This is a genomic window from Actinoplanes sp. NPDC048791 (assembly GCF_040650095.1).
Lineage (GTDB): Bacteria > Actinomycetota > Actinomycetes > Mycobacteriales > Micromonosporaceae > Actinoplanes.
The window spans coordinates 1-9,538 of sequence record NZ_JBEZGQ010000257.1 but is presented as its reverse complement, the minus strand read 5'-3'; the positions used below and the strand labels follow the sequence as shown (position 1 = coordinate 9,538).

Genomic DNA, 9,538 nt, shown 5'->3' with positions numbered 1-9,538 from the left:
CTGGTCAAGTGTCTCACCGACATGAAGGCCACCAAGCCGCTCGTGGCCGAGCTCAACGGCTCCCCGACCGACAACAACGCCACCCTGTCTCCAGCGGGGAACGAACGACCGTGCCGCGGCCCGCGCCCAGCGGGGCCAGGGCCTTACCCACCGACGGGCCGGCCGGCGAGCCCACCTCGACCAGGTGGGCCAGACCGGCGTCGAGGTCGATGGACTCCTCGCCGAGACCGACGGTCAGCGCGATCGTCTCGCAGACCGCGTCGAGGTCGTCGAGCTCGATGACGTGCTGGCCGAGGAGCTTGCGCCAGTAGCCGAGGATCTCCGCGTCGCCGCCCCAGCCGGCCGCGGTCGGCATGATGTAGTAGACGTCGAAGCTGCGGCGCAGCTCGGCCAGCATCGCCTCGGTCGTGATCGGCTCGCGGAGGTCGTCACCGATGAACCGCCGCACCTCCTTGGGGTTGATCCGCGGGTAGGCCATCTCGTCGCCGATGATGAACAGGTAGCCGCGGCGGCCGCGCTTGGTCACCGAGTCCAGGTCGGTGTGCCGGGCCATGAAGTACATGGCCAGCTCGTACGACTCGCGCCGCTGGCCGCCGCCCCCGCCCTCGAGCACGATGCGGGCCAGGTCCTCGTCCATCCGGTTGTCCGACTCGAACTGCCCGATCTGCAACGGCACCCGGTCGCAGGTGGCGTCGCCGATGGCCCCGAACATGACGTGCGGGTCGGTGGCGTACCCCTTGCGGGTCAGCAGGCCGAGCAGTTGCGGCAGCTTGGTCTGCAGCACCCGCGGCACGGTGCCCATCGAGCCGGTCACGTCGAACAGGACGGCGATCGGCGTGCTGTGCGGGTGCTCGTCGCTGTCGCGGCTCTCCCGCTTGCCGACGTTCATCGGGTCCAGCGCCGGGTGGGCCTTGCGGGCCCCGCTGTCGCTGTAGGCGAAGGCGCTCGTGCCGGTCGCGGCCCGGTAGCCGGCGGCGGCGGAGTAGACATCGGTGGACCAGCGTCCGCTTCCCATTTTGTTCCTCCTGTGAGTCAGGCCGGCATCGCGAAGGGGCGAAAACGGCGGGGGCCGTACAGGTCGTCGAGGAGCTCGTCGAACTCCCGGAGCAGGCGCCAGGCGTCCTGGGGGCGCATGCGGGGCTTGTCGTAGCGGCAGCCGCGGGCGAAGCGCCGCAGCGCGACCGGCGGGTCGTGGATGAGCCGCAGCATCAGGCCGGTCGCCATGAAGATGTCGGTGGCGGCGGTGGCCGGCTGCTTGCCGGTCACCTCGGGTGGATAGGCGGCGCGGTGCTTCGCCACCAGCGCCGGGACCGTCGTGCCGGCCGGCACCGAGTAGCACCAGTCGACCAGGACCAGGCCGTGCTCGCCCGGGTGGATGAGCACGTGCTCCGGCAGGACCGCGCCGTGCACCAGGCCGGCGCCGTGGGCCCAGCCGAGGCCGGTGAGCAGCCGCCGCCACATCCAGGCGACGTCCCGCGGGTCGAGGCCGGCCGGGTAGGCGGCGTGCACCTCGGACAGCGGGACGAAACCGCGCTGCCGGGCGATGACGTTGGCGGTGCGGCGGACGCGCGCCGCGTCCTCGTGGGTGAAGCTCTCCAGCAGCCGCGGCGCGTAGGCGCGGAACTTCGGATCGCCGTCGGCCGCCAGCGTGGTCAGCGCGGCCGCCTCGGCCCGCATCAGGTCGTTGTCACCGGGCCGGTGCGGCAGCTTGAGCAGCGCGGCGTCACCGTCGACCGCATGCAGCCGCGCGATGTCCCCGGTCGCGACCACCCCGCCGACCCGGTAGGTGGCGCGCTTGGTCGTCAGCGGCCGGCCGTCGCGCTCACTCCACAACGTGGTCAGCCGGGCGAGGGCCGCCGTCGCGGCCGGGCTGCGACCCGCGGGTGCGACATCGGGATGCACAACCTTGACCAGGATCCGGTACGCGTGCCCGGCATCAACAACCGCAACACCGGGGCCGGAGTCCGCCGGCCGGGCACAGGCTGCGACGAGATCGGCGAACGTGCCCGCCCGGCCGATGGCCGCCACCGCCTCGTCGAACGTCACCGCACACCGTCCTCACGGGTCGGCCGCAGCAGCGCCGGGTGCAGCAGGTGCGCGTCGCCGGCCCGGTACAGGCGCGGCTTGGGACCACCACGCTCCCCGGCTCGGCTGGCCGTCTCGCCGGTGCTCTCCACGAACCCGGGCACCGACAGCACCTTGCGGTGGAAGTTGCCGGCGTGCAGCTCCTCGCCCCAGACCGCCGCGTAGACCGCGCGCAGCTCGGCGATGGTGAACTCGTCACCGACGAAGGCGGTGGCCAGCGGGGTGTACTCCAGCTTGGCGCGGGCCCGGTCGAGCCCGTCGGCCAGGATCGCCGCGTGGTCGAAGGCCAGCTCCCCGGCCTCGTCGACCGGCACCCAGAACGCGCCCGAGGCGTCGCCGCCGGCCCGCGGATCGGGCAGGCTCGGCGCGAAGGCCAGGTAGGCCACCGAGACGACCCGCATCCGGGGGTCGCGGCCGGGGTTGCCGTAGCTGCGCAGCTGCTCGAGATGCACCCGGTCGAGCACACCCTCGCCGGGGCGCAGCCCGGTCTCCTCGGCGAGCTCGCGCAGCGCGGCCGCATCGAGCGTCTCCTCCTGCACGAAGCCACCGGGCAGCGCCCGCCAGCCGGCGAACGGATGCCCGCCCCGCTCGACGAGCAGCACGTGCAGCCGCCCGTCCCGGATGGTCAGCGCGACGACATCAACCGTGACTGCCACAGGCGCAAAGGCGCTGGGGTCATAGCTGTCGAGAAAATCCCGCTCGTCGCTCATCGTCGCCCTCGTTGTTCTCGGTATGAGTAAGACTCGATCTGAGAAGAACTTAGCGCAGTCTCCTGCCCGGGTCAACCACTCACGCAGAATGAAGGGTGGGCGGATCCGTTCAGGCGCCGCCAGGCGCCTGGATCTGCGCACCCGGCCTCGGCGGGAGCGACGGTCAGCACCACGCACGGACCTACGACATCAGATTTTCACTACATGGAAAAGGCCGCCACTCACAATTGAGCAGCGGCCTCAGGTAAGGCTCTACAATTATCGCGCTTCGAAGGTCAGGCAGTCGGCGCGGTCCACGCCGGCGCCCACCATGATCGACGGCGCGTGGCACTCGAGCTCGGTGTTGTGCACGCACTCGCTCCGCTTACACGCTCCGACCTGGGCTTCCGCCTGGCCCATGCCGCCCTTGTCGGCGGTGTCGATGAACGTGTCGCACTCCGAGCTGGCCCGGCCGATGGTGATCGCGAAGGCCGTGCAGCCGTCGTGGTTGTATCCGCATCCACTGACCGTGCAGGTCTGCACGCGCGGCATGGCCATCATCTGAGTCATGTGAGGCCTCCCTTTCTCCCTGCCGACCATAAACCATCGGATGCCATTCCGCCGGTCGGCGACAAAGGTATTCGCGGGGATTCAACAAATAAGGACGACCATTCTTTAGGTAAGGCAATCCTCGCTCGCCGCGGGTTGGGCGACTCGGCCCCGGCCGCCCACCAGGCCTGTCAGAATAGGGCAAAACGCCCCGACCGTTCCGGAGGTCCGCGCCGATGGCCGACGAACGACCGCCCCGCAAGGGGCTGTGGCTGGGGGCCGGGGCGGCTGTGATGGCGCTGGCGGCCACCGCCGTGGGCCTGGCGTCGGATCCGAAGGACCCGGCGCCCTCAGCGTCGGCGGTCCCGTCGGTCTCCGCACCGTCCGCGTCCGGCCCGTCCGCGTCCGCCACCGCCGGCACCCGGTCGGCCCGGGCGCTGATCGCCCTGCCCCGCGCGGACGGCACCTGGCCGGGCGTGAACGGGATGTCCGGCGTCAACGGCGACCCGCTGTTCGACACGGCGCACGTCAACGCGTTCTGCACCGCGCGGGGCCGGGCGTGCCGGGTCGCGCAGACCTACACGGACCGGACCTCGTGGGCGGCGATGACCGCGGGCTCGGGCTGGACGTTCGACCTGTTCTCCGACTTCGACGGCATGCTGGTGGTGTCCCAGGGCCTGGTGCCGATCGGCGCGAGCGCCGACCTGGCGGCCTGCGCGGCCGGCGACCACGACCAGGACTGGAAGAACTTCGGCTCGCTGATGACCCGGTACGGCCGCGGCGACTCCGTGGTGCGCCTCGGCTGGGAGTTCAACGAGAAGACGTCGCCGTGGCGCGCCGACGACCCGAAGACCTGGATCGCCTGTTACCGCCGGGCCGCGACGAACATCCGCGCCACGAACCCGGACGTGCTGCTGGACTGGACGATCAACGCGCACGGCACCCCGGCGGGCACGTGCGGCGGGGTGAGCACCAACTGCTACCCGGGTGACGAGTACGTGGACATCATCGGCATCGACAACTACGACCACTACCCGTGGTCGCCCTCCAAGGCGGTGTTCGACCGGGCCGCGACGGAGCCGGAAGGGCTGACCTGGCTGTACGACTTCGCCCGGCAGCACGGTAAACCGTTCTCGGTGGGCGAGTGGGGTGTGGTGCCGACCGGTGACGCCGGCAAGGAGAACCCGTCGTTCGTGACCTGGATGCACGAGTGGTTCGCGGCGCACGCGTCGAACCTGGCGTACGAGGCGTACTTCTCGGACTGCGGGGACGGCGGTGTGCAGTCGAGCCTGTTCCGCACGGACGCGGCCTGCGTGAAGAACCCGAAGTCAGCGGCGGTCTACCGATCGCTGTTCCGGAGCTAGACAGGATTTACTCATGCGCAGAGCAAGTCGGAAGGCCGTGCTCGGTGCGGCCGGACTGCTGTCACTTGTGGGCCTGGGCGCGGTGATCGCGACGCAGACCGGCGAGGATCCCGGTGCCACCACCGTGGCCGGCCCGGCTCCCACCACGACGCGACCCTCGGAAGAGGTCAACGAGCGGGTGGCGGCCATCAGATCCGCGGCGGCGAAGAAGGGTCCGGGCGTCCTGCGGCCGTTGCCGTCGGCGAGCGCACCGGGCGAGGTCACGACGACGACCTCGGAGCAGGACGGGGGCACGCTCAAGGTGGTGTCCGCACGGGGAGACCTCACCGGCTATCGGGAGCTGGGCTGGGTGGCCGAGCCGGGCGAGGAGGTCGGCGCGGCCCGGTGCAGCGACACGATCCGGCTCAGTGTGGACGCCAAGCCCGTGAAGCATCCGACGCTGCTGATCTGCTGGCGTACCAGCGCGCGGAAGAGCGTCTACACGCTGGCCGTCAAGGCCAAGGGCAAGCCGTCGCCGAAGGACAGCGTGGCCGCTGTCGACCGGCAATGGCAACGGCTGGGCTGAATGCCGACGATGGCCCGGAGCTTTCGCTCCGGGCCATCGTTGTGGAGACTATCTGTTGCCGGTCAGGTGGTACGGATCAGTAGTCGGACACCGTGAAGGTGGAACCACTGGTCAGGATCGACGCGCTGATGGTCACCGAAGCGCTGGCAGCGGCAGCCGCAGCCAGACCGGTGTTCACCACGGCGACGGTGTAGACGCCGTCCGGCACCGGGGTGCCACCGCCGCCGATCTGCAGACCGGTCGCGGGGATCAGCTTGTCCTCCAGGTTGAGCGAGCAGAGCAGCGCGGTGTCACTGAGCACCAGAGCCGCCTCGCACTCCGCGACCGGCGGGTTGTCCTTCTCGGTCGGCGTGGTGTCGGTGGCGTCGTACACGCCGTCGACGAGGTAGACGTGCGCCTCGCTGTTGGCGGACGGCTCGCCCGCCTCGGCGAAGTCCAGGTCCAGGAAGCCCGCACCGGTGACGTAGATGTCACGGGTGGTGTTGCTCGGGGCGGTGTTCGGCTGGACCGTGATGCCGTACGAGTACTCGAACGCGTTCGACCGGATGATCGTGCCCGCCGCGGTGGTCACGCTGAGATTCACCATGCCCGGAGCGTGCGCCGTGGTGACACCCGTGAACGTGGTGCTGCCGGTCCGCTTGATGTTCTTCAGCGGGGCGCCGCCGAGGCTGGCGGTGATGGCGTCGGCGCCGGTCGGGAAGCCCGTACCGGTGACGGTGATCAGCGTGCCACCCTGAGCCGGGCCGCCGTCCAGGTCGATCGGGTTCGGGTCCACGGTGAACTGCGCCGCGACCGTGTACGTGCCGGCGTTGGCCAGCAGGATGCTGTCAGCCGCCGTGCCGTTGTAGAGGCAGACGTTGTAGGCAGTGGTGGCACCGCTGCCCAGCACCACGGAGGTCGGCACGACGACCGAGCCGATGGTGTCGGTGATCCGCTTCGGGGTGGTGCCCGCGAAGTTGCTGCCCGTGGCCGTGTAGGTCGAGGGGCAGGCCGCGACGGAGAAGGTCACACCGGGACCGGAGACACCGCTCAGGATCGGGCTGGCCGAGGTGAGCGTGATCGTCTTGGCCGTGGCCGTGGCGCCCACGTTCGGGCTGGTGGTGACGTCCGGCAGGGTGACGGAGTACTTACCCTTGCCGACTGCCAGCAGTGCGCTGGTCTCGTCCGTGGTTCCGTTGTAGAGGCAGACGTTGTACTCGGCCGGGGCCAGCACGCCGCTGGGCACCGTGAAGGTGACCGTGGTGCCGGCGCGCGTCGCGGGTCCGGCCAGGGCGGCCGCGGCAGCACTGGTGTCCTCGTAGGTCGTGTCGCAGGCGGTGGTGGAGAAGTTCACACCCAGCGCGGTCGCGCTGAGGTCACCGAAGGCCGCCGCCGTCGTCGTGAGGGTGTTACCGCCGGCGTTCGGGCCGGTGGTCCCGCTCAGCGTCACCTCGGGAGCGCCCGGGGTGTAGGTGGTGGAGCTGCCACCGATCAGCGCGCTGCTGCCGACCGTGTTGCCCTTGTAGACACACACGTAGTACGTGTTGGGAGCCACCGCTCCGGCCGGCACGGTGATCGACGCCACCGAGTCGGTCCGGGTGGTGGTCGCCAGGATCTTGGTGGCGTCCGGCGTCGCGTACGTCGCCGGGCAGGTGGCCGTGGAGAACAGCACGGCCGGCGTGGTGGTGCCGGTGAGGTACGGAGCCGTACCCGTCGCGGTGATGATGTTGCCGCCACCGGCCGGGCCGGTGGTCGGGCTCAGCACCGGGACGTCGGCGACGACGGTGTAGTCGTCCTGGGCGATCGCCGTGGAGGTGCTGAGCAGGGTGCCGGACGCAAGGCCGTAGATGCAGATCCGGTACGTCGTGCCGAGCACCACGCCGGAAGGAATGACGACGTTGACGGTGCTGGCGTCGAACTTCGTGGCGGTCGCCGCCAGGTTGCTGGCACTCGCCGTGCCGTAGGCGGCACAGGCGCCGGTACCGGTCTGCAACCGGGCCCCGACAACCGTGTTGCTGCTGACGAAGTTCGACAGCACGACGGCGACGGTGTTGCCGCCGCCGACGGGCCCGGTGTCCGGCGTGGCGACGGCGGCCGGAGCAGCCGATGCGGCGTGGATGGTGCTCAACAGGAGGGCGGCAACCGCTCCTGTTACGAACCCGGCACGCGCCAGCCGGGGTCGTGTGGTGGATAGGGACTTGCTCATGCGAGGTCCTCCTACGGTCACGAGGGACCGCATCGCTGGATTGGGTGGGCCCGTGCGCTCGGATGAACCATCGTCGTCGGGCCGTCTCGCTGGGAAGCGTAGCGAAATGTAATCAATTGGATGCACAGAGTGATGAAGACCGTTGGATGCGCGCTCCGGTCCGGTCATCCGAGGGCTTGCCACTCCCGGTCGATGGCCGCCACGCTCTCCTGCTCGGACGGATCCCCGTCCAGGTCGACGGCCACCGTGTAGACGCTCTTCTGCGCACTGACCCGCCAGCAGATCAGCAGGTTCTGCTTCGTCTCGGCCTTGGCCCCGGCGTGCACCCTGATGTTCTGGCTGCAGGAGGCATTCCCGACCGGCCTGCCCACGTCGGCCACCAGGGACAGCTCGCGCTGACCGGTCAGATCGGCCCGGGCGGACACGATCCGCAGCGTCGCGCGGTCCTTGCTGAGCGATCCGGTGTTCACGACCTTCGCCTCGGCCGCGGCGACGCTGTCACCCTCCGCCTGCACCGGCTTCTTCAACGGCACGCCGTCCTCGGCGGCCGCCGCCCGGGCCTCGGCGATCTCCTTGGCGACCGCCTTCGCGTCGGCGGAGGCCGACGGGGAGGCCGATGCCGATGAGGACGCAGGGGCCGCAGAAGAAGCAGGAGCCTCCGGCGAGACGGACTCCGCCGGCGTCCTGGCCGGCGTCACCGGCACCAGCGCCGCCGCGTCCCGGGTCGTCGCCTTGCCGTCGTCCACCACCTGGGCGGTCACCAGAGCCGCCCCGACACCGAGGACCGCCAGTCCGGTCACGCCGAGGAGGACCTGCTTGCGGCGCCGGTTGCGCAGCGCGGTCACCTCGTCGCGGCCGTGGTCCTGGTCGTCCCATTCGTTACGCATGCTGTCGTCCTCCGCAGGTCTCGACTGGGTCGGCCCACGGTCTCGCGGGCCAGGCCCCGAGCCCTCATCGTCGCATCCGAACGGACATAACGGTCTAAAACCAGCAACTTCGCAGCGCTTCCAGGGCGCCCGCGAACGCGTGGTCGGCCGGACGGGCGTACCCGATCACCAGGCCGTCCGCCGCCGGCCCATCCGGCGCGCGGAAGTGGCCCAGCCCGTGCAGGGCCAGGCCCCGCTCCGCCGCCCGGGCGATCACGGCCGCCTCGTCGGGCACCGGGACCAGGGCGTGCAGCCCGGCCGCGATGCCGGTGACCGAGGCGTGCCCGGCCAGCGCCGCCACCAGCAGGTCGCGCCGCTTGCGGTAGCGCAGCCGGGACCGCCGGATGTGCCGGTCGTACCCGCCGCCGGCCATGAACGTGGCCAGCGTCAACTGCTCCAGCACCCCGGCTCCCCCGCCGCTGAGCCGCTTGGCCGCGATCACCGCGTCCAGCAACGCCGGCGGCACCGCGATCCAGCCCAGCCGCAGCCCCGGCGCGAGCGTCTTGCTCACCGTTCCGACGTAGGCCACCAGGTCCGGCGCGAGGCCCTGCAGCGCCCCGATCGGCCGCCGGTCGTAGCGGAACTCGCCGTCGTAGTCGTCCTCGATGATCACCGAGCCGGCGGCGCGGGCCCAGTCGAGCACCGCCGCCCGCCGCGCCGCGGTCAGCGCCCCACCGAGCGGAAACTGATGGGCCGGGGTCAGCAGTACCGCGGCGTCGCCCTTCAACAGCGACACGTCGGCACCGTCGGCGTCGACCGGCAACAGTGTCCCGGTCTGCCCCAGCACCTCCCGGTGCAGCCGCAGGCCGTGCGACTCCATCGCGACGGACCCGGGCGCGAGCGCGGTCGCCAGCAGATACAACGCCTGGGTCGTGCCCGAGCAGATCACGAGGTGCTCCGGCGAGGTGCGCACGCCGCGCACCCGGGCCAGGTACGACGCCAGCTCCGCCCGCAACCCGGGCAGCCCGCGCGGATCCGGGTAACCGAGGGCCTCGGACGGCGCCGCCGACAACGCCACCCGGGACGCCCGCTGCCACGCCGCCCGCGGGAACGCCGACACGTCCGGCGCCCCGGAGGTCAGGTCGAACGCCAGCCGCGGGCTCACGACCGGCCGCGGTACGGGCCCCGGAGCCGGCCCACCCGCAGCCACCCGCGTCCCCGAGCCCTGCCGCGCC

The 9,538-nt window shown here is 71.2% G+C and carries 9 protein-coding genes; 2 read left to right on the top strand and 7 right to left on the bottom strand.

Going from position 1 to position 9,538, the window contains the following annotated elements; translation table 11 throughout:
* Positions 1-52 precede the first annotated feature (52 nt).
* The 4 genes from AB0C29_RS19905 to AB0C29_RS19890 form a co-directional block, all read right to left on the bottom strand.
* Positions 53-1,015 carry a hypothetical protein gene (locus tag AB0C29_RS19905; RefSeq protein ID WP_360822107.1) on the bottom strand — a complete coding sequence of 321 codons (963 nt, stop codon included), beginning with the start codon at positions 1,013-1,015 and terminating at the stop codon, positions 53-55.
* A 17-nt stretch (positions 1,016-1,032) separates the two neighbouring features.
* The gene (locus AB0C29_RS19900) at positions 1,033-2,046 is read right to left on the bottom strand and encodes a molecular chaperone DnaJ (protein ID WP_360822105.1); all 1,014 of its coding nucleotides are present in this window, start codon (positions 2,044-2,046) and stop codon (positions 1,033-1,035) included.
* Positions 2,043-2,795, bottom strand: coding sequence for an NUDIX domain-containing protein (locus AB0C29_RS19895; protein ID WP_360822103.1), 753 nt, complete (start codon positions 2,793-2,795; stop codon positions 2,043-2,045). Before AB0C29_RS19895 ends, AB0C29_RS19900 begins: the two co-directional genes overlap by 4 nt.
* A 258-nt stretch (positions 2,796-3,053) precedes the next feature.
* Positions 3,054-3,344, bottom strand: a complete 291-nt coding sequence (locus AB0C29_RS19890) for a DUF1540 domain-containing protein (protein ID WP_360553132.1) — start codon at positions 3,342-3,344, stop codon at positions 3,054-3,056.
* A 215-nt stretch (positions 3,345-3,559) separates the two neighbouring features.
* Between AB0C29_RS19890 and AB0C29_RS19885 the strand changes: the two genes are divergently transcribed.
* Together AB0C29_RS19885 and AB0C29_RS19880 are read left to right on the top strand one after the other, a co-directional pair.
* A complete protein-coding gene (locus tag AB0C29_RS19885) occupies positions 3,560-4,687 on the top strand; it encodes a glycosyl hydrolase (protein WP_360822101.1) in 1,128 nt (375 codons plus the stop codon).
* A gap of 13 nt (positions 4,688-4,700) precedes the next feature.
* A complete protein-coding gene (locus AB0C29_RS19880) occupies positions 4,701-5,252 on the top strand; it encodes a hypothetical protein (RefSeq protein WP_360822099.1) in 552 nt (183 codons plus the stop codon).
* Positions 5,253-5,328: 76 nt separating this feature from the next.
* On the opposite strand, the gene AB0C29_RS19875 is transcribed toward AB0C29_RS19880, so the two are convergent.
* From AB0C29_RS19875 to AB0C29_RS19865, 3 genes are all read right to left on the bottom strand, one after another.
* The gene (locus AB0C29_RS19875) at positions 5,329-7,359 is read right to left on the bottom strand and encodes an IPT/TIG domain-containing protein (protein ID WP_360822097.1); all 2,031 of its coding nucleotides are present in this window, start codon (positions 7,357-7,359) and stop codon (positions 5,329-5,331) included.
* Positions 7,360-7,601: 242 nt separating this feature from the next.
* The gene (locus AB0C29_RS19870; RefSeq protein WP_360822095.1) at positions 7,602-8,324 is read right to left on the bottom strand and encodes a hypothetical protein; all 723 of its coding nucleotides are present in this window, start codon (positions 8,322-8,324) and stop codon (positions 7,602-7,604) included.
* Positions 8,325-8,418: 94 nt separating this feature from the next.
* Positions 8,419-9,538 (bottom strand): PLP-dependent aminotransferase family protein (locus AB0C29_RS19865; RefSeq protein WP_360822093.1); only part of this gene is annotated, 1,120 nt, incomplete at its 5' end.

Excerpts from the sequence above, each read along its gene's own strand:
- AB0C29_RS19905 (WP_360822107.1), bottom strand. The coding sequence starts at position 1,015 with ATGGGAAGCGGACGCTGGTCCACCGATGTCTACTCCGCCGCCGCCGGC.
- AB0C29_RS19885 (WP_360822101.1), top strand. The coding sequence starts at position 3,560 with ATGGCCGACGAACGACCGCCCCGCAAGGGGCTGTGGCTGGGGGCCGGG.
- AB0C29_RS19895 (WP_360822103.1), bottom strand. The coding sequence starts at position 2,795 with ATGAGCGACGAGCGGGATTTTCTCGACAGCTATGACCCCAGCGCCTTT.
- AB0C29_RS19890 (WP_360553132.1), bottom strand. The coding sequence starts at position 3,344 with ATGACTCAGATGATGGCCATGCCGCGCGTGCAGACCTGCACGGTCAGT.
- AB0C29_RS19880 (WP_360822099.1), top strand. The coding sequence starts at position 4,701 with ATGCGCAGAGCAAGTCGGAAGGCCGTGCTCGGTGCGGCCGGACTGCTG.
- AB0C29_RS19870 (WP_360822095.1), bottom strand. The coding sequence starts at position 8,324 with ATGCGTAACGAATGGGACGACCAGGACCACGGCCGCGACGAGGTGACC.